The 23,064-nt window shown below is 70.6% G+C and carries 16 protein-coding genes and 1 pseudogene; 13 read left to right on the top strand and 4 right to left on the bottom strand.

What is annotated here, in order from left to right; translation table 11 throughout:
- Nucleotides 1-93: 93 nt before the first annotated feature.
- Nucleotides 94-720 (bottom strand): TetR-like C-terminal domain-containing protein, encoded by a 627-nt coding sequence (locus tag NQZ70_RS16285; protein WP_165373991.1) that lies wholly within the window; start codon nt 718-720, stop codon nt 94-96.
- A gap of 76 nt (nt 721-796) precedes the next feature.
- Here NQZ70_RS16285 and NQZ70_RS16280 point away from each other — a divergent pair, with 76 nt between their 5' ends.
- The 8 genes and pseudogenes from NQZ70_RS16280 to NQZ70_RS16255 all read left to right on the top strand — a co-directional run bounded on the left by NQZ70_RS16280 (nt 797) and on the right by NQZ70_RS16255 (nt 11,798).
- On the top strand, nt 797-1,273 hold the full coding sequence (locus tag NQZ70_RS16280) for a hypothetical protein (protein WP_272828483.1): 477 nt from the start codon (nt 797-799) through the stop codon (nt 1,271-1,273).
- Nucleotides 1,270-1,869, top strand: coding sequence for an SMP-30/gluconolactonase/LRE family protein (locus tag NQZ70_RS16275; protein ID WP_129575023.1), 600 nt, complete (start codon nt 1,270-1,272; stop codon nt 1,867-1,869). Before NQZ70_RS16280 ends, NQZ70_RS16275 begins: the two co-directional genes overlap by 4 nt.
- Nucleotides 1,866-2,738, top strand: a complete 873-nt coding sequence (locus NQZ70_RS16270) for a hypothetical protein (protein WP_129575022.1) — start codon at nt 1,866-1,868, stop codon at nt 2,736-2,738. The genes NQZ70_RS16275 and NQZ70_RS16270 overlap by 4 nt, the downstream gene beginning before the upstream one ends.
- A 288-nt stretch (nt 2,739-3,026) precedes the next feature.
- Nucleotides 3,027-3,320, top strand: a pseudogene (locus NQZ70_RS53375) (carotenoid oxygenase family protein); the annotation flags it as partial.
- On the top strand, nt 3,304-4,089 hold the full coding sequence (locus tag NQZ70_RS53370) for a carotenoid oxygenase family protein (RefSeq protein ID WP_408022419.1): 786 nt from the start codon (nt 3,304-3,306) through the stop codon (nt 4,087-4,089). The pseudogene NQZ70_RS53375 and the gene NQZ70_RS53370, both read left to right, overlap by 17 nt.
- A gap of 302 nt (nt 4,090-4,391) precedes the next feature.
- Nucleotides 4,392-5,315, top strand: a complete 924-nt coding sequence (locus NQZ70_RS53365; protein ID WP_129581384.1) for a transposase — start codon at nt 4,392-4,394, stop codon at nt 5,313-5,315.
- A gap of 764 nt (nt 5,316-6,079) precedes the next feature.
- Nucleotides 6,080-9,886, top strand: coding sequence for a transcription-repair coupling factor (gene mfd / locus NQZ70_RS16260; protein ID WP_165373989.1), 3,807 nt, complete (start codon nt 6,080-6,082; stop codon nt 9,884-9,886).
- Between the two features lie 142 nt (nt 9,887-10,028).
- Nucleotides 10,029-11,798: a metallophosphoesterase gene (locus tag NQZ70_RS16255; RefSeq protein ID WP_129575020.1), complete on the top strand. Its 1,770-nt coding sequence runs from the start codon at nt 10,029-10,031 to the stop codon at nt 11,796-11,798.
- Between the two features lie 82 nt (nt 11,799-11,880).
- On the opposite strand, the gene NQZ70_RS16250 is transcribed toward NQZ70_RS16255, so the two are convergent.
- On the bottom strand, nt 11,881-12,147 hold the full coding sequence (locus NQZ70_RS16250; protein WP_129575019.1) for a hypothetical protein: 267 nt from the start codon (nt 12,145-12,147) through the stop codon (nt 11,881-11,883).
- A gap of 300 nt (nt 12,148-12,447) precedes the next feature.
- Between NQZ70_RS16250 and NQZ70_RS16245 the strand changes: the two genes are divergently transcribed.
- Together NQZ70_RS16245 and NQZ70_RS16240 are read left to right on the top strand one after the other, a co-directional pair.
- A complete protein-coding gene (locus NQZ70_RS16245) occupies nt 12,448-12,891 on the top strand; it encodes a PA2169 family four-helix-bundle protein (RefSeq protein ID WP_129575018.1) in 444 nt (147 codons plus the stop codon).
- Between the two features lie 67 nt (nt 12,892-12,958).
- A complete protein-coding gene (locus tag NQZ70_RS16240) occupies nt 12,959-13,933 on the top strand; it encodes a hypothetical protein (protein ID WP_129575017.1) in 975 nt (324 codons plus the stop codon).
- A gap of 134 nt (nt 13,934-14,067) precedes the next feature.
- Here the strand turns inward: NQZ70_RS16240 and NQZ70_RS16235 are convergent, their stop codons facing one another.
- On the bottom strand, nt 14,068-14,796 hold the full coding sequence (locus NQZ70_RS16235; RefSeq protein WP_129575016.1) for a hypothetical protein: 729 nt from the start codon (nt 14,794-14,796) through the stop codon (nt 14,068-14,070).
- 607 nt (nt 14,797-15,403) lie between these two features.
- Between NQZ70_RS16235 and NQZ70_RS16230 the strand changes: the two genes are divergently transcribed.
- From NQZ70_RS16230 to NQZ70_RS16220, 3 genes are all read left to right on the top strand, one after another.
- Nucleotides 15,404-16,822 (top strand): sigma 54-interacting transcriptional regulator, encoded by a 1,419-nt coding sequence (locus NQZ70_RS16230; protein ID WP_129575015.1) that lies wholly within the window; start codon nt 15,404-15,406, stop codon nt 16,820-16,822.
- Between the two features lie 435 nt (nt 16,823-17,257).
- Entirely contained in the window at nt 17,258-17,575 is a 318-nt protein-coding gene (locus NQZ70_RS16225; protein WP_129575014.1) for a hypothetical protein, read from the top strand.
- A gap of 78 nt (nt 17,576-17,653) precedes the next feature.
- Nucleotides 17,654-18,010: a hypothetical protein gene (locus NQZ70_RS16220; protein WP_129575013.1), complete on the top strand. Its 357-nt coding sequence runs from the start codon at nt 17,654-17,656 to the stop codon at nt 18,008-18,010.
- 155 nt (nt 18,011-18,165) lie between these two features.
- Here the strand turns inward: NQZ70_RS16220 and NQZ70_RS16215 are convergent, their stop codons facing one another.
- A complete protein-coding gene (locus NQZ70_RS16215; RefSeq protein ID WP_129575012.1) occupies nt 18,166-22,974 on the bottom strand; it encodes a protein kinase domain-containing protein in 4,809 nt (1,602 codons plus the stop codon).
- Nucleotides 22,975-23,064 lie beyond the last annotated feature (90 nt).

Genomic DNA, 23,064 nt, shown 5'->3' with positions numbered 1-23,064 from the left:
CGCCGCCCGTGCGGCGGGCCGGGCGCGCCGCGCGTCGCACGCGGGGACGGCGCGGGCCCTCGGCGGCCGGCGGGCGCCTGGGGGTGGACCGGATCAGGCGCTGCGCCGCGGGCCGCGGTCGCCGATCGCCGGCAGAGCGGGCGGCTCGGGGGGGCGGGCGGGGAGCACGAGATCCGCGAGCCGGCGCGCCGCGGCGAACGCCACCTCCTGGTCCGGAGCGGGATCCTCACCGAGGTTGGCGCGCCCGCTCAGCGCGAGCATCGCGATGCCGTGGAGGCCCGCGAAGAGCACGTGGGTGTCCTCCGCCGGCCGGGCGCTGCCGTACCGGCGCAGGAGCTCGACGAAGCCGCTCCACAGCGGGCGCGCGAGCCGCAGGCGCCCCTCATCGCGCAGGCGGGCGCGGTCGAAGCGGCGCTCGGCCATCAGCCAGTAGAGGTCCGGGTGGCGCAGCGCGAACTCGACATACGCGACGGCGAGCGACCGCGCGTCGGCGCCGGCGCGCGCCCGCGCCTCGAGGAGCCCCGCGAGCCGCCGCCAGCCGGCGCCGTCGACGCGGATGAGGAACCCATCGAGCGAGCCGAAGTGGTGGTACAGCACCATCGTCGTCTGGCCGAGGAACGCGGCAATCTTGCGGGCGGTGAGATCATCGCGCGCCAGCCGGCCCTCGCAGAGCGCCTGGAACACGCGCTCCACCGGCTCATCGGCGTCCGTCACACCCATGCCCGCGATCCTGCCACGTCCGTGCTTCACCCGTTGACGTGCCAGCATAACACTGTTATCCCGGACGGATATGGGATTGTTTTGCGAAGAGGCTGCGGCTTCGGGGGCGCGCCGCGGGGGGCGCGCGCTCGCGGCGGGGCTCGCGCTCGCGGCGGGCGCGCTCTCTGGGGCGTGCACGTCGCGGCCGCCGGCGGCGGACGACGCGCCGGTGGGGCCGTACGCGGTGGTGGACGGGTGGCCGCGCGTCCCCGAGGGGATGGTGTTCGGGCCGACGCTCGACGTGGCGGTGGACGGGCGCGGGCGCGTGCTGGTGAGCCATGCGGCCGGGCGCACGTCGGGCAACGACGCGCCGATCGGGGAGGCGACCATCCTGGTCTTCGATCCGGAGACGGGGGAGCTGCTCGACGCGTGGGGTGAGGGGTTGTTCGTCTATCCGCACGGGATCGAGGTCGACCGGAATGGCTTCGTGTGGGTCACGGACTCCGAGCAGAACCGGGTGTTCAAGCTGACGGCGGAGGGGGAGGTGGTCATGACCCTCGGCGAGGTGCCGTGAAGAGGCGCGGGGTGTGGCTCTTCGCGTCGCTCGCGGTGCTCGGGTGCGCGGCGAGCCCGGAGCAGCTCGATCGGCCGACGAACGTCGCCTTCGGCCTGGACGGCGACGTCTATGTGGCGGACGGCTACAACCACGCTCGCATCGCGCGCTTCTCCGCGGGCGGCGAGCTCCTGTCGGAGTGGGGGGAGAAGGGCTTCGGGCGGGGGCAGTTCGATACGCCGCACGGGATCGCCACGGACGACGAGGGGCGGGTCTATGTGGCGGACCGGGAGAACGCGCGCGTGCAGGTCTTCAGCGCGGACGGCGGCTACCTCGCGCAGTGGAAGAGCGCCGCGCTGGGGCGGCCATGGGCGATCGCCTTCGGGCCCGATCGGCATGTCTATGTGGTCGACGGTGGCGACCAGGATCCGGAGCGGCCGCGGGGGCATGTGCTGCGGATCGACCTCGATGGGGAGATCGTGGACCGGTGGGGAACCTCGGGGGACGGCCCCGGGGAGATCGACTGGGGGCACGGGATCGCGGTGGGTCAGGACGGGAGCGTCTACGTGACCAGCCTGAGGGGTCGCGGCGTGCAGAAGTTCCGGAGGACGAAGTGAGGGGGCGAGGGCGCGCGCTCGCGCTCGCCGCGGTCGCGGCCGGCGCGCTGGTCGCGGCGCCTGCTCGGGCGCAGGGCGTGGGCGACATGCCGATGCGGCCGGAGGACCGCGGGTATGTCGCGCTTTATGGAGTCTTTTCGGCCTCGCCGCAGGACGGCGAGCAGGCGACGGCGCACGTCGCCCCGCAGGTGGCGGCGGGCGCTCGCCTGAACGGGTGGCTGAGCGCGACCGCGGATGTGACCGCGGCCTGGACCACGTTCGAGGTGGAGGGCGAAGCGCGGCGCTCGTCGTTCCGGTTCGGGAATCCGTTCGTGACCCTGCAGGCGGCGCTGGTCGAGGGGCGAGGGCGAGCGATCCATGCCGGGCTCGGGGCTGCGCCGCCGCTCACGACGTTCCCGGGGACGATCCCGGCGAACACGGAGGTCGAGTACAACTACGCGGTCGCGAGCGCGGCGCGCGGGTTCGCGGATCCCTGGATGTGGGCGCCGAACGCGATCCCGGTCGTGCTCCTGCTCCGCAGCCGGGCGGAGCTCTTGGCGCGCGTGGTGCTCGGCGCCGAGCTGGATCCTGCGGTGCTCGTCTCGGTGAACTCCAATCCATCGCGCCTCGCGATCGTGGCCGCCGCGCACGCCGGCTTGCGGCTCGGGCCGCTGACGCCGGGGCTGCGGGTGCAGATGTTCGCGCAGTCGGCGCCCCTCGCGGGGCGCAATTTCTCGCAGTGGTCGGCGGCCCTGTACGCGCACGCGGAGCTCGAGGCGGTCTTTGTGCGCGCGCAGGGCGTGGTCAACGTGGATGCGCCGTTCGGCCTCGCCGGGCAGCGAGGGGCCACCGTGTGGGGGGCGTCGCTGGGCGGCGGGCTCCGCCTGTAGCGGAGAGCACGGGGCGGCCCTGCGCGAGGCGCGAGGCGCCATCGCACCTCGCTTCCCTCCTCCGGCGCTGCGCACCATCCGGCTCACGCGTTCCCGGCGGGGTCACGACCGGTCGAGCTCGAGGTCGCTGGCGCACCTGGAGCGCCGCGGAGGCGCTTGCCGCGGTGGTGGCCTGAGCGCCGACGCTGCTGCGGGGCAGCGCCCGCGGGCGGTTGAGGGGGGCCGAAAGAACAAGCCTATCAAGAAAAATGTCGGGGCTACACGTCGGTTGCTCACAGCGAAAAGCGAGTGCGCTCATGGCCACCGCATCAGGCGTCGATCCGCTCATTCACCTGCTGGGCAACAACGCGCCGGTCTCCGAGGAGCGATCATCGGGTCTCGACGGCGAACACGCACGTGGTCGTGCATGGAGGCCGGCTGCTCGCGCTGGAGGACGGCGGCTTCCCGTACGAGCTGACCCCGGATCTCGACACGATCGGACCGTTCACGTTCGGCGGTGCGCTGGAGACCCCGATGACCGCTCATCCGAAGATCTGTCCGATCACGGGAGAGCTGCTGTTCTTCGGTGCGTCCGTACGGCCTCCGCACCTCACGGGTGCCGGCTTTGTGGCGGCAGGGCCTGGACGACGTGAGCGGCGGGCTCCCGAGCCTGCACCGGTTGAACCTCCACCTGCCGACCGGCACCGTCACCGAGGCGCGCCTGGACGACCTGCCGAGCGAATATCCGCGCATCGCCGATGCGGAGGTCGGGCGACCGAGCCGCTACGGGTATGCCACCGACGTGTCTTGGGAACGAGAGGCCAACCACGGTGAGATCTACGAGTACGACCTGCGTTGCGGAGCAGCGCGGACGGTCCACCGTTTCCCGGCGGGATACACCGGCGGCGAGCCGATCTTCGTGCCTGGGGCTCGCCGAGGCGCTGCGGACACCGGGGACGAGGGGTACCTGATGACGTTCGCGCACGATCGCGGTCGCGGCACGAGCTATCTCGCGATCCTGGACGCGGCGAACGTCGAGGCCGACGCGATAGCCGAGGTCCACCTCCCCGGTCCGCGTCCCCGCGGGGTTCCACGGCAGCTGAGTGCCAGGCTTGTAGGGGCCCGGCGGACTCATCATCCGGCGGGGCGGCGGGGCGCCGGGGCGGGACGGGCGCAACCACGGTCGGCTTGGGTGGGCGGGGCGGTCGGTCGGGGCGGGACGGGCGCAGGACGGGCGCAACCACGGTCGGCTTGGGCGGGGCGGTCGGTCGGGGCGGGACGGGCGCAACCACGGTCGGCTTGGGCGGGGCGGTCGGTCGGGGCGGGACGGGCGCAACCACGGTCGGTTTGGGTGGGGGATGAGGCGGGCTGAATCGCAACCACGGTACGTTCGGGCCCGGGCCCGCGCGGGCCCGGGCCCGCGGGCCCGGGCCGGGCGGGCCGGGCGGGCGGATCTTCAGACCTTTTGGACCTTTGGACCTTCGATCAACGCAATATTCCCCACATTTCATCACAGCTTAGAATTTTTTAGAATGCTCACATCGATCGGCGAGATCGTCGGTCGAGTGGCGAGATGTGGCGGAGCGGGTGGCGGCCGCCACCCGCCCGAGCGCCATCGTCGTCCTCATCAGCCGCTTTCACCGCGTGGCACGACTCTTGGTATCGCCCACGAACATGAGTCAGCCCCGCGCGATCGTCCCTGGCGCTACCTACCTTCTCACGCGCCGTGTCCTGCGAAGGCACTTCCTCCTCCGCCCCGATTCCGCCATCACACGAATCGTGATCTATAGCCTGGCGGTCTCGGCACAACGCTATGGGATCCTCGTACACGCGCTCTGTGTAATGTCCACCCACCTTCATCTTGTTGTTACAGATACACGTGGTGAGCTCCCACGCTTCCTTCAGCGGTTCCACCGCATTGTCGCGCTCGGAGCGAAAATTCTGCGAGCCTGGGAAGGCCCAATATGGGACCATGCCACAACGAGCGCAGTACACCTATCAACAAGGGATGCATTAGTGGAGAAAATCGCCTACACACTGGCCAACCCGGTAATTGCCGGCATCGTGGAGCATGCGCACGAATGGCCGGGTGCGAAGGTACTCGTCCGCGAACTCGGCTGCGGCGCACTGCGCGCCCGACGCCCTGAGATTTACTTCAATCCGAAGAACCCAGAGTGGACCGAGGAAGCCACCATGCAAATCACACTTCCACCCATGATTGCGAACAGCGACGCCGAGCGGTTTCGGAGTGATATCACAGCACAACTCGATCTACACGAGAAGCGAGCTCGTGCTACCCTGAAGCGACAAAGACGTGGCTTTCTCGGCCCTGCACGTGCAAGCAAAATTTCCCCTTACAAACGCGCGACAACCATCGAACCGATCCGCAACATCAACCCAACATTCGCGGTTGGCCGCGGACAACCAGATGCGCGAAACAACGCCATCGCCGCGATACATGCCTTTCGCACCTCGTATCGTAAATCACTCGAGCAATGGCGCGCTGGCGTACGCAATACAATGTTCCCCATCGGGACATGGTGGATGCGTGTGTTCCACGGGGTCAGCGTTGGTAACGGCGAGCTCGCCGAAGCATAGGCAGGGCGAGCGTATCCTGAATCTCAACGACGAGGGAGCGCCTGCCGCGAGCGTTACCTCTCCCGTCGTACGACCATAAGCTGGAGCGTGCTGACCTAATCTATGGATGGTGCGCAGGCTCGCGAGGTGCACGCTCACTCGGCGTGCTCATAGGCTCACCATGTCCAGTTCGGCGTCTTGGCTACCGCGGCGCGGGGCAGCTCTCTGCTCGCCTGACTCGGGCGGACCGCCGCGATTGTCGAGTTGGGTGGAAACCCGGTCGCGTTCGGATCCGGCTTCGACATGATGATGTGCCGGGCCTCAGGCTGCGCTCAGCCGCTCCGCGCTACCTCCACGCACCGATCATAATCGACCTCTAGTTCCGGTCGCGAGCGCCGTAGGTTGTGGTTGAGGGTGCGCCGCGACCTGCGGCGGCGGCGCGCTCCAATGACGGTCGGGTCCGAGGACCGGCGCAACCACGAGGACCGGCGCAACCACGGTCGCGGAGGACGCGAGGACTGCGCAACCACGGTCGGGTCGGTCTGGACCCGGCGCCGGAACGGAGTTCACAATTTCACAATTTCGCAACCACGGTCGGGTCCGCGCGCCGCGCCGGCAACCACGGTGAGGTCCGCGTGCGCTGCTGCCGCAACCACGGTCGGGTCCGCGCGGGTCCGCGCGCGCGGGGTCCTCGGGTGCCGTCGGGGTCTGCGCGGAGGTGGTCCGCGGAGCCGGTCCGGGGCGGGTGGATGGATAGCGCCCGGTCGGGTCGGATGGTGCCGCCCATGCTAGACCGCGCTGCGCCGATGCCCTCCGAGCGCTCCCTCCTCTCCTCCGCAAGCTCCCCACTCACCGCTACCCTCAGCGAGCTCTCAGGCGACCTCGACGACGCCGCCTCGAACGACACCTCCGCCAGCGGCCCCCCCGGCTCCACGCCGGCCGACCACGAGCCGCTCCCGTCGTTCGACCTCCCCTCGGACCGCCGGATCGTCACCCCCCGCGATCTCGCCGCGGAGCTCGCCGCAGCGCTGCCTGGCACATTCCACGTGACGGGCTCAGCCGGCTCGGCCGGCGCGCTCGTCATCCGTCGCCTCGTGGCCGCCGCCGCCGGCCGCCGCATCCTCGCCCTCACCCCTGACGTCGACAGCGCCCGCGCCCTGGCAGCCGACGCCTCGTTCCTGCTCGCCGACCGAAACGCCGACGACGCCGAGGCCACCGGCTCCATGGCCTCCGGTCGCGTCCTTCTCTACGTGCCGAACGAGGCCAGCCCCTACGCGGACGTCAACCCGGACCGCCGCGGCGCCCAGACCCGCCTCGCCACGCTCTTCCACCTCGGCATGGACCTGCCGTGGTCGGTCCTCGTCTGCCCCGTCGCCGCGCTCGCCCGTAAGGTCGTTCCCAAGGACGAGGTCACCGAGCACGCCGAGCTCGTCATCGCCGAACAGGAGATGGATCGCGACGCGCTCTCCGCCCGCCTCGGCGCCGCTGGCTACGTTCGCAGCCCCCTCGTGGAAGACCCTGGCTCCTTCGCCGTCCGCGGTGCCCTCCTCGATGTCTGGGCGCCCTCGGCCGAGCTGCCGGTGCGCATCGATTTTTACGGCGACGTCATCGCGTCGATCAAGACCTTCAACCCCGACGATCAGCGCACGATCGCCGACGTGAAGGAGGTCTGGCTGCCGCCGGCCCGCGAGGCGATCCTCACGCCAGGCAATGTCGAGCGCGCCCGCCAGCGCGTCCGTGCCGCCTGCGACGCCATCGACTTCCCCTCGACCAAGGCGCGCGCCCTGGTCGACGACGTTGCCAGCGGCCGTGCCTTCTTCGGGGCCGAGGGCTATTTGCCGGCGTACATCGACCTCGCTGCCTTCACCTCGTACCTGCCCGGCGACGCCCTCGTCGTTCTCGAGGATCCGGCCTCCCTCACCGCCGCCCTGCGCGACGAGCTCGGCCGCGCCGCCGCCGACCGGAGCCACAAGGATCGCGAGCCGCACTTCCCGCTCGGCGCCTTCTACGAGGACGAGGCGCACGTCGCGTCGTGGCTCGGGCACCGCACCGTGGTTGCGCTGCATCGCACCGGGGTTGAGGGTGCCGTGGAAAGTCAGGACTCGCTGGAACGCTTCGAGGTCGCCCCCGAGGATGCCCCCTCGATCGCCGCGCGGGACCAGTCGGACCTCGAGCGCGCCATCAAGGCGGCCCGCGCTTCACGAGGCAAGCACGGCGCTCTGGACCCGCTCGTCCGCCGCGTCGTCGCATGGCAAGAAGCGGGCCTGCGGGTGCTGATCGCCGCGCGCGCACAGACCCAGGTTGAGCGCCTGGTTGCGCTGCTCCGCCACCGAGACGTGCGGGTGAAGGCCAACCTCGGTCCGTTCGACCCGGCGTTCCTCGACGGCAACAGCTCGACCGCTCCACGCGACACCGCCCTCGTCGTCACAGGCTCCCTTGCGCGTGGCGTCATCGCTCCGGCGGAGGGGCTAGCGCTGGTCACGGAAGAGGAAATCTTCGGGGCCCGCGCCCACCGCCGCGCCGCTCGCGCCTCCGCCTCCGCCACAAAACCCGCGCAGGCCTTCCTCGAGGACCTCCGCAACCTGGGCGTCGGCGACTACGTCGTCCATGTAGAGCACGGCATCGGCCGGTACCTCGGCCTCGTCCACAAGCAGGTCGGCGCAACCACGGTCGACCTCATCGCCGTGGAGTACGCCGGCGGCGACAAGCTCTACCTGCCGGTCTACCGCCTCAACCAGATCCAGAAATTCAGCGGCGGCGAAGGTGCCCCCAAGCTCGATCGGCTCGGCGGGCAGACCTTTGCCAAGACGAAGGCGCGGGTCGAGAAGAGCGTCCGTAAGATGGCCGACGAGCTCCTGCGCCTCTACGCCGAGCGCCGCGCCGCCACGGCCACGCCCATTCCGCTCCCGGACGACGATTACCGTGCCTTCGAAGCGACTTTCCCCTTCGACGAGACGCCCGACCAGGCGCGGGCCATCACCGAGGTTGCGGCCGACCTCGAGTCCGGCCGTCCCATGGACCGCCTCGTCTGCGGCGACGTCGGCTTCGGCAAGACCGAGGTTGCCATCCGCGCCGCCTTCCGCGCCGCCAACGCCGGCAGGCAGGTGGCCGTCCTCTGCCCAACCACGGTGCTCGCCCAGCAGCACTACCTCAGCTTCAAGTCCCGCATGGCCTCCTACCCCATCGAGGTCCGCGCCATGTCCCGCTTCCAGACCAAGCAGGAGCAGGACGAGGTCTCCCGCGGCCTCCGCGACGGCAGCGTCGACGTCGTCATCGGCACGCACCGCCTCCTCTCCAAGGACATCCACTTCAAGCGGCTCGGCCTGCTCGTCGTCGACGAGGAGCAGCGCTTCGGCGTCACCCACAAGGAGCGCATCAAGGCCCTCAAGACCAACGTCGACGTCCTCACGCTCTCGGCCACCCCCATCCCCCGCACCCTCCAGATGGCGGTCTCCGGCCTCCGCGACATGTCGATCATCACCACCCCCCCGGTCGACCGCCGCGCCATCCGCACCGTGGTTACCCGCCACGACGAGGCCGTCCTCCGCGAGGCCGTCCTCCGCGAGCTCGGCCGCGGCGGCCAGGTCTTCTACGTCTACAACCGCGTCGAGGGCCTCTACGAGCGCGCCGCCCGCCTCGCCGAGCTCGTCCCGAGCGCCCGCATCTGCGTCGCGCACGGCCAGATGAGCGAGCACAACCTCGAGCAGGCCATGCTCGACTTCGTCGAGGGCCGCTACGACGTCCTCTGCGCCACCGCCATCATCGAGAGCGGCCTCGACATCCCCCGCGCCAACACCATCCTCATCGACCGCGCCGACATGTTCGGCCTCTCGCAGCTCTACCAGCTGCGCGGCCGCGTCGGCCGCTCCAAGGAGCGGGCCTACTGCTACCTCATCGTCCCGCCCCCGAACGCCATGACCGACGAGGCCCGCGCCCGCATCGAGGCCCTCGAGCGCCACACCGAGCTCGGCTCCGGCTTCCAGATCGCCTCGCTCGATCTCGAGCTGCGCGGCGCCGGCGATCTCCTCGGCGCCGAGCAGAGCGGCACCGTCGCCCAGGTCGGCTTCGAGCTCTTCTGCCAGATGCTCGACGAGGCCGTCCACGAGCTCCGCGGCGAGCCCGTGGTCCACGACGTCGACCCCGAGCTCTCCTTCGACGCCGATGCGCTTCTGCCAGAGGAGTATATTTCCGACGTGGGCGTACGCCTCTCCCTCTACAAGCGCTTCGCCGGCGCCAGCTCGGCCGAGGACGTGCAGGACCTCGCGGTCGAGATGGAGGATCGCTTCGGCCCGCCGCCGATCGAGGCGCGCCGGTTCGTGCACCTCATGCGGCTCAAGACCGAGCTGCGCCGGCTGAAGGCGCTCGCGTGCGAGGCGAGCGCCAAGGGGGTCACGCTGCACCTGCGCGAGGACACCCCGCTCGACCACGCCAAGGTGCTCCGTCTTGTCCAGCCGAAGGGCTCGCCCTACCGGCTCTCTCCCGACATGCGGCTCTCCCGTCGGCCCAGGGACGGCGAGGTCTTCACGAGCGGGCTGGAGGCGACCGACAAGCTCCTCAGCGAGCTCGCCAACTGCCTCAAGGACGGCGCCTGATCGCGCGCCGCCGCGCGGCCTCCCGGGTCGTCCGGCTTACCCGGGTGAGCTCGCGACGCGGGATTGACCACGATCCGGCGCGCGGCGCGGAGGCGACGCCGCGCTCCGGCGGTGATACCGTTGGCAGGACGGGAGGGAATGGATGACCGATCGCCGGGATCGCGAGCGGCTCGAGGCGCTCCAGCGGATCACCATGACGAGCTGGTACAGCCCGTTCCAGCTGGCCCGCTCCGCGCTCGACCTGACCGTCTCCCGCCTGATCGGCGCGCGCGGCGATTTCCGGCTCATCGAGGCGATCGCGGGGCCGCAGCCGCCCTTCGACTATGCGGTCCGAAACGGCGTCGCGCGCGGCGAGATCTGGATCGACTACGTGGCGGACACGGGCGACGGCTTCAACTCCACCTATGCGATCGCGAGCCTGCTCGCCCGGCCGACGCTCTCGCTCGGCGGCCGGGAGACGCGGCGCGGAGAGGTGCTGATCATGGGCGGGGACCAGGTGTATCCCTCGGCCACGCGGCAGGCGTACTGGACGCGCCTCGTCGAGCCCTACGCGGCCGCGCTCCCGAAGGCCGACGTGAAGGAGCCGCCGCACCTGTTCGCGATCCCGGGCAATCACGACTGGTACGACGGGCTGATGAGCTTCATGCGCCTCTTCGGCCAGAAGCGCACGCTCGGCGCGTGGAAGACGCTCCAGTCGCGGAGCTACTTCGCGCTGAGGCTCCCCCGCGGCTTCTGGCTGCTCGGCGTGGACATCCAGCTGGAGTCCGACATCGACCAGCCGCAGATCGAGTATTTCTGCAAGCTGGCGAGGCACGACATGCGCGACGGGGATCGCGTGGTCCTCTGCACCGCCGAGCCCGACTGGGTGAAGGGCGCCATCTACAACCCCGATCTCCAGAGCAACCTCGCCTTCTTCGAGAAGCAGCTCGCCGACGCGCGGCCCGGGATCGAGGTCGTCGCGCGCATCGCCGGAGATCTGCACCACTATCGACGCCACGAGTCCGCGGACGGCCGGCAGAACATCATCGCCGGCGGCGGCGGCGCGTTCCTCCACCCGACCCACGGCGAGCCGGTCGCCGTGGTCCGCTCCGGCGCGGGCGCGGACCAGCGCCCCTACACCTTGAAGGCGTCATTTCCGTCAGAGTCGGAGTCGCGCCGCCTCACCTGGCGCAACCTCTTGTTCGCCCGGTACAACCTCGGCTTCTGGCCCGTCGCGGCGTTCGTCTACATGCTCTCTTCGCTGACGCTGCCCCGGCCCGGCCCTGGCGCCGTCGCGTGGGTCCTCGTCGTCCTGCTCGTGTTCATCGTCTTCACCGACACGCACAAGACCTGGTATCGCCGCCTCGCCGGCTCGCTCCACGGGCTCGCGCACCTCGGGGCCGCGCTGGGGCTCGCTTATGCCGGCGGCGCGCTGCTCGGCGTCGACGTCCGGAGCCTCCAGTCGATGTGGAGCATCGTCGGCGTGACGCTCTTCGTCGGCGTGACCGGCGCCGTGGTCGGGTCGACGCTGATGGGCATCTACCTCCTGATCTCGCTCAACGTCGCGCGGCGCCATGGCAACGAGGCGTTCTCGGCGCTCCAGATCGAGGACTACAAGAACTTCTTGCGGATTCACGTCCACCGAGAGGGCCTCACCATCTACCCCGTCGGTCTGCGGAGGGTGCCGCGCGCGTGGAAGGTGGCCGAGGATCGCAGGCCCGGCGAGCCGCGCCTCGTCCCCGAGGGCGGCGCGCTCGCGCCGGAGCTCATCGAGGAGCCCATCACGATCCCGATCGCGCCGCAGCATCGCCGGGCCGACCGGTCCAGCCTCGCCTCGGCGGACGCCGGGCTCCGCGAGTGCGCCGCCGGCGAGCCGCGGAGCCGCCCCCCCGCGGCCGGTTCCGCGGCGGAGGACGGCGCGCCAGAGCCGTAGGATCGTTCCTGCGGGTTGAGGCAGTTCGCCTCAGCCGGGACATTCTGCCGTCCTCGTGGCGAGCACGGCCTCGATCGGGCCGTCAGGGCGTGGCGGCGAGGTTGGGCAGCGTCGGCGGAGCGACCTTGGGACAGATCTCGCGTTGCTCCCCGGGGGGCGCGAGCGGATCCTGGCCTTCCCTCGGGCACGAGCGCGGGCCGTTCGCGATGGCGTCCTGCTCGCGGTCGTCCGGGGTCCATTCGCGGTTGATGCTCGGCGCGTTCGCGAGCCCCTCGGCGCACGCCGCGGAGGCGGCGACGAGGAGCAGCGCGAGCGCGGCGCGGATCGAGGAGCCAAGAGAGCGTTTCATAGGCACATCCCATCTCCCCGCGTGGCCGGCGCTGACCGCGCCGGTCCGCGGAAGTCCTCAGGGTTTCCCGACGGAGTTCACGGTCCGTGCCAGGTCGAGGTCGCCGGGCTGGACGGGGTGCCAGGCAGCCCCTCGCGGCCGCCGCCGCCCGCGGATCGTCGCGGGCCGTCGAGCCGAGCGCGGCCGCGGCGGCGCCAGGCTCGGCGCACGACCCGCGCGCGGCTTGCGTCCCCGCGCAAATGCCCAAGGTGGTCGGCGGGGGGGTCCGTGCGGAGCGCGACCCCGGAAGGAGTGTCGATCATGGCGAGAGACGTCATCGAGGTGCTCAACGACCTCATCCAGCTCGATCGCGACGCGATCGCCGCTTACGAGCAGGCCATCAAGGCGTGCGAGCACGCTCAGACCAGGGAGATGCTCGCGAGGTTCAGGGACGATCACGGGCGCCACGTGGTGGATCTGAGCGCACACGTGACGTCGCTCGGCGGCGCCCCGGCAGCGAGCCGCGACCTCAAGGGCAAGCTCATCGAAGGGTTCACGGCGATCACGAGCATGGGAGACCAGAGCGCGCTGATCGCGATGCGCGGCAACGAGGAGCTGACGAACCGGCAATACCAGGCGGCGCTGAACGAGTCGCTCACGACCGAAGCGCGGGCCATCGTCGAGCGCAATTACGCCGACGAGCAGCGGCACCTCGCGTGGATCAAGGACGCGCTGTCGCGGAAGGTCTGGGAGCGGGCCGCCTAGGTGGGCGGTCGGCCTGAGACGGTGGCGAAGACGATCGGAAGCAGGTTCTACGTTGTTGGGGGGTATTATGAAGTCGAATCGGTCCATCCATCTCGCGCTCGCCATGGGCGCCCTCGCGGTCGCGCCGGCGCTCTCCGCCGCTCAGACGGGCAGCACGAGCCCGCCGCAGCAGCGCGAATCGGGCACGCCGGGAGCAGCCCACGGCGGCGCGCAGCAGCAGGGCGGCGCCCGCGGGACGGCGCAGGGTGGCGCGCACCAGGGCGGCGCGCAGCAGCAGGGCGACCAGCACGGCGCGAGCAGTGGGCAACGCGCGCAACAGCAACAGCAGCAGCAACAGGGGCAACGCCACAAGGCGATGACGCTCAAGGAGCAGATCTCATTTAAAGTCGAGGAAGGGTGCACCTACACGGCTTCCGTGAACGGCCGGATCGAGCCCGCCGCGGCGGGCAAGTCGCAGCAGCCGTCGGGGGCCCAGCCAGGCGGCGGCCCTCAGGGGCGAGGCGGCGCGGGCGCGCAGGGCCAGACCGGCGGTGCGGCGCAAGGCCCTGCCGGCGGCAGCCAGGCTCAGGCCGGCGGCGCTCAGGATCGCAGCCGTGACACCGGCGGCAGCCAGGCCCCGGCGGGCGGTGCTCCCGGCGGCAGCCAGGCCGGCGGTGCTCAGGGCGGCAGCCAGGCCCATGCAGGTGCTCAGGCCGGCGGCGCTCAAGGCGGCCAGGCGGGCAGCGCGCAGGGCGGGGGTCAAGCAGGGGCAGGGGCTGGCGCCCAGGAGAAGGTGAAGCCCAACCTCACCGTCTCCGCCTCGATGAGCTGCCCGAACGCGCCCGAGCTCCGGGTCACGGACACGCTCAAGACGGACACGGCCGTCACGCGCTCGGAGCTCGAGGGCATGATCTCGCGCCGGGCGAGCATCGCGACCGAGAAGAGCGGGCGCTTCTGCATGTATGTGCCGCAGTTCGAGCTGACGGGCGAGAAGCTGAGCGGCCGCGGCATCGCGCAGCTCTGCCGTGTGCCCGCGGCTGATCAGAAGCAGGGAATGCGGTGATCCAGAGGTCCTCCGCGCCCGCGAGAGGCGAGGGCGCCCGAGCTCGCGAGGCGCGGAGCGACGAGAGCGCCCGTTGATCTCAGGCGCGCGCCGGCGCTCGGCAGGCGCGCGCCGGCGCGGCGCTCAGAGGCGGATCAGAGCAGGGGGCACGATTGCTGCCTGGCGATCACGAAGGAGCGCACGGGGTAAGTCGTCCCGCTCTGCGCGTAGAAGGTGCCGCCCGAGGTGACGCTCCAGGTGTGTCCGGTCAGGGCTCCCGTCGTCGCATCGGCATAGATACGCATGAAGGCCGTGCCCACCCCGCCCCTGAACGTCCCGGTGCACGAGCCTGGCGCCGAGGCGGTGAAGCGGTCGTCGGCGAAGATGGTGCTGCACCCATGCACCGAGGTGGTGGAGTCGACGATCGGCAACGCCCATTGCGTGTCGGTGCCGATCTTCGGGTTGAGCGCGTTGATCTGCTGCGGCGCACCCGTGACGATGGCGGTGTGCCCGCTGTAGGTGCCGGTCGCGTCGATCACCAGGACGTCGCCCGCGGCGATGTTCGCGATGTTCGTGATCGGCGTGAAGTCATCGCCAGCGGCAGTGCCAATGACGTCGATGAGATCGACGGCGTTGTCGTAGTAGACAGCGGAGCTCGGGCTGGGCGACCCCCAGAGCACGCCGAGGTCCGAGGACGAATAACCCCAGACATTCTTCTGGATGAGCGTGAAGAGCGCGGCGCCGCTGGCGAGCGGCGTCTGAGCCGCGGCGAGATCGAGCGCCTCATCGGCGATCTCCTGGCACGCCTCGGCGGGCGCGGAGCCGAGCGCGACGAGAGAAGCAGCAGCAGAGACCATCAGGAAACGAGCAGCATTGCTGAGCATGAAGTACCTCGGTTGACGGTTACCACGTTGCCGTTCCGCAGGCCGAGCAGATTCGGTTGAGGAGGTCGATCGTGTACAGCAAGAGAATCGCACCTGGTCGGGTCGAGCCTAGCATCCACTGTTTACTGTCAATACACGGCATCCGTCAACATACTTCGAACGTTTCCCAACGCATTGATTCATTTTCATGTGCTCATGTAGGACACAAGAGCTCTTCAGCCGGCACCGCCGGATAGTGTCCACCGGTTGATGGCGACCCCGAGTCATCGACTCAGCGATCGCGCGGCTGACGCTGCGCGCCAGCGACCGCGACGGACGGCGTTGTGAGGCATCGGTCTTGGACGCTCGTCCCGCTGGAATCCAGCAACACTCGATTCGCTGAGCGCTGGGGCTCAATGCGTCTGCGATGGGGTGGGTCCCAGGGTGCGATGCCAGCTCCCATGAAGTTCGCCCCCCCGACGTGCGACAGGGCCGCCGTAGCGCTCGCCTCGGCGATGCCAGACGAGGCTCGCCGGTGCGCGTGGAGGCCAGGTCTCCCGCGCACCGGCCCCGGCACACGCCCCCGCGCGTATTGACCGCGTGAGCGCGACTGGGTAGGCAGTGGTTCGTGTCCGGCGCTCCCGATACAAGCACCACGCTCTCGTCGTCGTCCGAGTCACGTGAGCTCTCGGAGCGCCCGAGCAGCCCGCATCTCTACCTCGTGCTCGAGAGCCATCGCCCGCTCGCACCGCCAGCGCGCATGTCTCTCCACGGCTTCGACGAGGTGGTCGTCAGCCGGGGCCGGCCGCGAGCCTTCTTGCGCCGAGACGAGGGCGCGCGCCGCATCCTCGAGGTTCGCTCCGAGGATCAACGGATGTCGTCGAGGCACGCTGTCCTCCGGCGGCTCACGAAGCAATGGGAGCTCGAGGACCTCGGCTCCAGGAACGGTTGTATCGTCAACGGCGTCCAGCGGACGCGCGCCGAGCTCGTCGACGGCGATGTGATCGAGATCGGCTACACCTTCTTCATCTACCGCGAGGCGGTGTCCCTCGAAGAGGGGGAGCCCTCGCTGCTCGACGGCGCCAGCCTGCTGCCGTCCGTCCCGGGGCTGTCGACCATGGTGCCGTCTCTCGGCCGGACCTTCGCGCGGCTCTCGCTGATCGCGCAGTCGACCGTCCCGGTGCTCGTCGAGGGAGAGAACGGGACCGGCAAAGAGCTCCTGGCACGGGCGATCCACGAGCTCTCGGGCCGCACAGGCGAGTTTGTCCCGGTCAACAGCGCGGCGCTGCCGCGCGAGCTCATCGAGGACGAGCTCTTCGGGCATCGCAAGGGAGCCTTCACCAGCGCTGTGGCGGACACCCCCGGCCTCGTGCGCGCCTCCGATCGCGGGACGCTCTTCCTTGACGAGATCGGCGATATGCCAGCGCAGGCGCAGGCCGTCCTGCTCCGGGTGCTCCAGGAGCGCGAGGTGCGCCCGGTGGGGGCCACGCGCGCGCTCCCCGTGGATCTGCGGGTGGTCGCGGCGACGCACCAGCCGCTCGACCGGATGGTCGAGGACGGCAGGTTCCGGGCGGATCTGCTGAATCGGCTCACCGGGCACCGCGTCGAGCTGCCGCCGCTGCGCGCCCGACGGGAGGACCTCGGCCATCTGCTCGCGGCGCTCCTGCGCCGCGCCGATCCAGAGCTCGCCGGGCAGCTCCGGATCCGCCCTCGCGCGGTGCGGGCGCTCCTTCAGCACCGGTGGCCTGGAAACGTCCGCGAGCTGGACAAGGCGGTATCCTCGGCGCTCCTGCTCGCCAGGGCCGAGGGAGAGATCGGGCTCGATCACCTGCCGTCGAAGGTGCAGGAGGCCCTCGGCGGCGCCGCCGCTGCCCGGAGGAGCGAGGACGACGCCAGGCGCGAGGCGCTCTTGGGTCTCCTGCGGCAGCACGAGGGCAACGTCGCGGCCGTGGCGCGCGCGATGGGCAAGGAGCGAATGCAGATCCACCGCTGGCTGAAGCGGTACGGGATCGACCCGGACAGCTTCCGGGCGAGCGACGATCGCTGAGCTGACGCGACGTGTCCGGCGGAACAGACGGTGTACCGCTCAGCCCCCTGCCGTGACCGGGAGCTCAGCGCTTGCCCCCGCGGCCCCCGTCGCGCCTGTTACGCCCGTTGCGCCTGAGTTACGGGGACGAGCTGGCTGGGCGACGTCGATCTGTGGGAAAGTCGTCGGACGCGCCGCCGCGAAGCTGCTGCGAGAGCCAGCTTCCCATGGCGGGCCCGTGCTCCACATCCAGGCGTATTCCTCGATGATCTGAGCGATACGAGCCGCTGGCAGCTGGCCCAACGCCGCGTGTAGCCGCGTGGCTCGGCGATTGCTCACCCCGCGAGCGCTGGCGATCGCGCGCTCGCCCTGCCGGGCAAGTCGGCCCAAGGCTCGCCCCTGGCCGCGCCGCGCGACGCCGCGAGAACCACGCACCTCAGCCGGAGGAATCGTCACGTGAAGCCGCTGCTTTCCGAGCGATCGCGCCTGCAGTCCCGCCTTGCCCTGCTCGCGCTCATCTTGATGGGATGTGAATCTCCATCCGAGTCGCCCATCGTCGGGTCGGCCCCCGTACCGAGCCATGTCCTTTGGGCGCGGGATCTGGTGGATAACATAGAGCCCGAGCGCAACGAGTACGGAAGCAACCCGACCCGCGTCCAATGGGCGGGCGTCGACGGAGCCGACGAGTACGAAAACCGCAGCGTGTGCGGGACCTTCGTCACGCACACGCTGCGACGCGCCCATGGCCTCTCGGACTCGGACATCGACACGTGATTCGGGAGCACGAGCCCGAACGCTGCTAGATACCACGACACCATCGCGGCGGAGATCGGGTTTCGAGCGATACAGGACGTGCGCCGGATCGCGGCCGGCGACATCCTCGCGGTGAAATACCCGGGCGAGAGCACGCCTTCAGGGCATGTCGGCATCCTCGCGGGCCCGGCCGAGGAGCGCGCCCCGACGGCGCCGCTCGTGCCGGGAACAGCACAATATGCGGTCGAGATCCTCGACTCGAGCAGCTCTGGACACGGGGAGACCGATACCAGGCGAAATCCGGACGGATCGTGGCATGACGGCGCAGGCGCGGGCGTCATGCGCCTCTACGCAGACGAGGATGGGCAGATCGCGGGATACACCTGGAGCGAGGACCCGTCGTCCGTGTACTATCCAACCTCGGATCACGCGCTCATCGTCGGCAGAATGCGGTGAACCACCCCCGCGCCTCCACCGCGACGCCACGGCGCGCGTGACCGGATATTCCCAGCGAGACGCCGGCTCGCGCGCTTCGGACGCTCCCCGCCGCGCTCGCCCCCTGGGAGGGAGCGGGCTCGTAACCAGGTGAAGAGCCCGCCGAGCGCGCGCCCTCAAGGATTCGTCGGAGGCGCGAAGTCCGCCCCACGAGCTTGTTCGACACGGCGCAGGCATGCGTCCTGTTGAGCATGCGCGGTGGCCTCGGGGACGTTCAGGATCTTGATCCTGCGCTCGACGGGCATGCAGTAGGTGGTCACGGTCCACAGCCTGGGATCATCGACGCCGCGAAGCGGGTCGAGGTCGGCCCATATCCATACGCTATTGTCATCCGAGGCGGCGGCGATGCTCTTCCCATCCGGGCTGAACACCGCGTGGTTGTACGCCATACCGGCGCCGCGGAGGACCATGGGGTCACCCGTACCGTCAGCGTTCCACACCCGCACGGTCTTGTCCTGAGATGCGGTGACGATATGCTTGCCGTCGGCGCTGAACGCAGCCGAGATGACCCAGTGGTCGTGGCCACGCAGCACCACCGGCTCACCCGTGCCGTCGGCGCTCCATACGCGCGCCGTCTTGTCCCACGACGCCGTGACGACCCGCTTGCCGTCAGGGCTGAACGCAGCCGAGTTGACCCGCTCCTCATGACCGCGCAGCACCACCGGCTCACCCGTACCGTCGGCGCTCCACACGCGCGCCGTCTTGTCCCAAGCCGCCGTGACGACCCGCTTGCCGTCAGGGCTGAACGCAGCCGAGTTGACCCGTTCCTCATGACCGCGCAGCACCACCGGCTCGCCCATGCCGTCGGCGCTCCACACGCGCGCCGTCTTGTCCCACGACGCCGTGACGACCCGCTCGCCGTCAGGGCTGAATCCTGCGGAATAGACGCCATCCGCATGACCGCGGAGCACCAGCGGCTCGCCCGTACCGTCGGCGCTCCAGATACGCGCCGTCTTGTCCCATGACCCGGTGATGATCCGCTTGCCGTCAGGGCTGAACGCCGCCGAATAGATCCGATCGTCGTGACCACGAAGAACCAGAGGAGCACGCATATCGCCCGTACGCCACACGCGCGCCGTCTTGTCCGCCGAGGCGCTGGCGATGCTCTTGCCGTCGGCGCTGAACGCCACCGCATAGACCCCGGCCTCGTGACCGCGGAGCACGAGGAGATCGCCTGTGCCATCGACACTCCACACGCGTGCCGTCTTGTCCCATGATGCGCTGACGATGCTCGTCCCATCAGGGCTGAATGTCGCTGAATAGATACCATCCTCGTGCCCTCGGAGCACCAGGAGATCGCCTTTGCCGTCAGCGCTCCACAACTGCACCGTCTTGTCCCATGACGTCGTGACGATACGCTTACCATCCGGGCTGAACGACGCAGAGTAGACCCCTGCCTCGTGGCCGCGAAGTACCAGCGGCTCGCCCGTGCCGTCGGCGCTCCACACCCGCGCCGTCTTGTCCCACGATGCGGTGACGATACGCTTACCATCCGGGCTGAACGCCGCAGAGTAGACCGCGCCGGCGTGGCCGCGAAGCACCAGCGGCTCGCCCGCACCATCAGCGCTCCACACGCGCGCCGTCTTGTCATGCGATGAGGAGACGATGCGCTTGCCATCCGGGCTGAACGCCGCAGAGTAGACTCCAGCCGCGTGACCGCGGAGCACCAGCGGCTCGCCCGCACCATCAGCGCTCCATACACGCACGGTGTGGTCGAAGGACGCGGTAACGATGCGCTCGCCGTCGGCGCTGAACGCCGCGGAATGGATCCGATCGGCGTGACCACGGAGCACCAGCGGCTCGCCCGTGCCGTCGGCGCTCCACACGCGCGCCGTCTTGTCGAAAGACGCCGTGACGATGCGTTTGCCGTCTGGGCTGAACGCCGCCGACCAGACCCGATCCTCGTGGCCGCGGAGCGCCAGGGGCTCGCCCGTGCCGTCGGCGTTCCACACGCGCGCGATATTGTCGAAGCACGCGGAGACGATGCGCTTCCCATCGGGGCTGAACGCCGTTCCCAGGACGGCCTCCGGATGCGTGAGCACCACCCGGGCGACCCCGGCCTGCAGGGCTCCGCGCGAGAGCTCGGACCACCCTCGCGGCACCTCCGGCGGCTCCACCTCGCGCAGCAGCGCGAGCGCCGTCGTCGGATCCGCCTGCTGCTCGCGCGCCGCCGCGATGCGCGTCGCGTTGCGCGCCTGCCGCGCCTCGGCCTGCGCGCGCTCCGCCTCCTGGTCCGCGCGCGCAGCCTGCCGCGCGGCCATCGCGGCCTCCTCGCGCGCCCATGCCGCCGCGCGATCGGCGCGCACCGCCAGGTACGACACCGCCACGGCGGCCGTCGCGAGCCCTCCTATCGCGCCCATCGCGATCCTCCAGCGCCGGCGCCGCGCGCGCTCCGCCAGCGCGATCACCGCCTTCAGGTAGCGCTCCTCTCCGAGCGCGAGCTCGCCGGAGTACCGCGCGCGCCAGTGCTTCGCGTCCGCCGCGGCCTGCGCGCGCCAGAGCAGACCCTCGGACCGGCCGCTCGCCTCCCACTGCGCGGCCGCGCTGCGGAGCCGCGACCGGAACGCCGCGTCCTCCTGGCTCTCGGCCACCCACCGCGCCAGCGTCGGCCAGGCCTCGATCAGCGACTCGTGCACGATCTCCACCGTCGCCTCGGCCGCGCCGCCGCCCTCGACCGTCAGCAGCCGAGCGTCGATGAGTCGGCTCAGGACCCGATCCCGGTCCGACGGCACCGCGGAGAGCTCGCACAGCTCGCCCAGCGTGCACAGGGCCCGTGTCCGCTCGGGGGTCACGAGCCGGAGCAGCGCCGCCCGCGCCAGCATCCGCTCGCCGGACGACATGGCGTCGAGCACCGCGTCGGCATGGCCGGCGAGCGTCCCGGCGACGCCGCCCATCCGCCGGTAGCTCGCCTCGGTCAAGACGCGCGGCGCCCGATCGCGCTGCTCCCACAGCTTGGCCGCGGTGAACGAGAGCAGCGGCAGCGCCCCCGCGGTGTGCTCCAGCTGGTCGAGCATCTCCTCGACCAGCTCCGGCGGCTCGAACCGATGCTCCACCGCCTCGAGCGGCCGCAGCAGTGCCTCGCGCAGCCCCTCGCGGTCCATGGGCGACAGCAGCATGAGCCCGCGGTTCAACCCGGTCGTGGCGGCGTGCGCCTCGGCGACGAGGTCGAGGAAGTCCGAGCGCAGCGTGAGCAGCACGCGGAGCGGCGAGCCCGGATCGTCGGCCACGCCAGCGAGGCACGCATAGAACGCGGCGCGCTCTCGCTCGCCGCCGCGCGCCAGCGTGTAAAGCTCCTCGAACTGATCGACGAAGAGCACGGCGCGCTTGAGCTTGCGTCGAGCCCGCGCGCGGAGCTGCGCGCCCAGGAACCCCGGCTCCGCGCACAGCTTCGCGATGAGCCCCTCGCGGTCCTCGCCTCCCGCGGCGGACGCGTCGCGCGCGGGGCGGGCGGCGTCCTGCGTGGATGTCTCGAACTCGTGGGCGAGCAGCAGCTCGGCCAGCGCGGCCAGGGGGTGAGCGCCCGGGCGGATGGTGAAGGACTCCCACGCCTCGCCCGCGCGGCCCAGCGCGGGGATCACGCCGGCGCGCACGAACGACGACTTCCCTGCCCCCGAAGGCCCCACCACGGCGATGAGCGGCTGCTCGGCGAGCCGCGCGACCACCTCGGCGATCGACCGGGCGCGGCCGAAGAAGCGCGACGCGTCGCTCTCCTGGAACGCGGCCAGACCCGCGTAGGGATTTTGGTCCTCGCCCGCGGCGGGCCGCGAGCACGCTGGCGCGAGCGCTTCGAGCTCGGCGAGCAGCTCGCGGGCGCTGCCGAGCCGGTCCTCTCGCCGCTTGATCAGGCAACGATCGATGATCGAGGCCAGCTTGCCGAGGTCCGGGCGCATCTCACGGAGGCTCGGCATGGGGACGTTGAGGCGGGCGATCGTGGACAGCTCGTAGAGCGACAGCGGCGAGAGCGGGTGCCGGCCGAGCACGAGCTTCGCCAGCAGAATGCCGACGGCCCAGAGGTCGGTGCGGTGATCGACGGGGCCCGCGCCCCATTGCTCCGGCGACATGTACGGCGCGGTTCCGAGCCGGACGCCGGCGCCGGTCAGCACGAGGCCATTGACGTCATCATCGAGCAGGGTCTCTGCGAGCGCGACGTCGGCGATGCCGTCGCGCTCTCCGTCGCGGCCGCCCAGCAGCTTGGCGAGGCCGAAATCGAGCACCTTCACCGTGCCCGTATCGCTGATCATGATGTTGGACGGCTTCAGATCGCGGTGCACGATGCCGCGCTCGTGAGCGCAGACCAGCGCGCGAACGACCGGGATCATCAGCTCGACGGCGCGACCCGGCGGCAGGCCGGCGGCCGTCGGAGCCGAGGGCGGCGCCTCGGCGTCCTCCTCGTCCCTCTCGCCGTCCAGGCCATCGCGCTGTTTGCTGAGCAGCTCGCTCAGCGTCTTACCCTTGATGTACTCGAGCACCATGTAGGGCCGGCCGTCGTGCTCGCCGAGCTCGTGGATTACGACGATGTTCTCATGGCTGATGTGCGCGGTGGCGCGCGCCTCGATCGGAAAACGCTGCGCGCGCTCGCCGCTGTGCTTGAGGAGGACCTTGATGGCCACCAGGCGGCCGAGGCGCGTGTCACGGGCAAGGAAGACGGTTCCCATGCCGCCGCTGCCGAGAGCGCGGATGAGCTCGTAATGGCGGATGACGGAGCCCGCCGCGATCGTGCTGCTGGCTTGCGGAGCGCCGGCTGGATCCGCTGCGGCAGCGGTGGTGACCGGTGCGGAGGGGGGCTCGGGAGGCGCGTCCGGCGCGCGCGGTGCTGGGTTGTCCTGCGGGGCCGGTCCGTGCCCTCCCCCTGCGAGCAGCGCCGCGTGCGCGATGTCGAGGTGCAACTCATCGCGAGCGCTGGGCGCGTGAGGGTGCTTTGCCATGTTCCCGACGATACCTACGAAGACCCGTCGTGATCCAGCCCAACAGGCACATCAACGCCGCGTCGCTGCGAGCCTGCGTCGCAGAGATGA

The sequence above is a fragment of the Sorangium sp. So ce836 genome (genome assembly GCF_028553905.1).
Taxonomy (GTDB): Bacteria; Myxococcota_A; Polyangia; order Polyangiales; family Polyangiaceae; genus Sorangium; species Sorangium cellulosum_D.
This window is presented reverse-complemented; position numbering and strand designations above follow the sequence as displayed.

Coding starts and splice junctions, on each gene's coding strand:
- NQZ70_RS16285 (WP_165373991.1), bottom strand. CDS start 720: ATGGGTGTGACGGACGCCGATGAGCCGGTGGAGCGCGTGTTCCAGGCG.
- NQZ70_RS53365 (WP_129581384.1), top strand. CDS start 4,392: ATGAGTCAGCCCCGCGCGATCGTCCCTGGCGCTACCTACCTTCTCACG.
- mfd (WP_165373989.1), top strand. CDS start 6,080: ATGCTAGACCGCGCTGCGCCGATGCCCTCCGAGCGCTCCCTCCTCTCC.
- NQZ70_RS16255 (WP_129575020.1), top strand. CDS start 10,029: ATGACCGATCGCCGGGATCGCGAGCGGCTCGAGGCGCTCCAGCGGATC.
- NQZ70_RS16250 (WP_129575019.1), bottom strand. CDS start 12,147: ATGAAACGCTCTCTTGGCTCCTCGATCCGCGCCGCGCTCGCGCTGCTC.
- NQZ70_RS16245 (WP_129575018.1), top strand. CDS start 12,448: ATGGCGAGAGACGTCATCGAGGTGCTCAACGACCTCATCCAGCTCGAT.
- NQZ70_RS16240 (WP_129575017.1), top strand. CDS start 12,959: ATGAAGTCGAATCGGTCCATCCATCTCGCGCTCGCCATGGGCGCCCTC.
- NQZ70_RS16235 (WP_129575016.1), bottom strand. CDS start 14,796: ATGCTCAGCAATGCTGCTCGTTTCCTGATGGTCTCTGCTGCTGCTTCT.
- NQZ70_RS16215 (WP_129575012.1), bottom strand. CDS start 22,974: ATGGCAAAGCACCCTCACGCGCCCAGCGCTCGCGATGAGTTGCACCTC.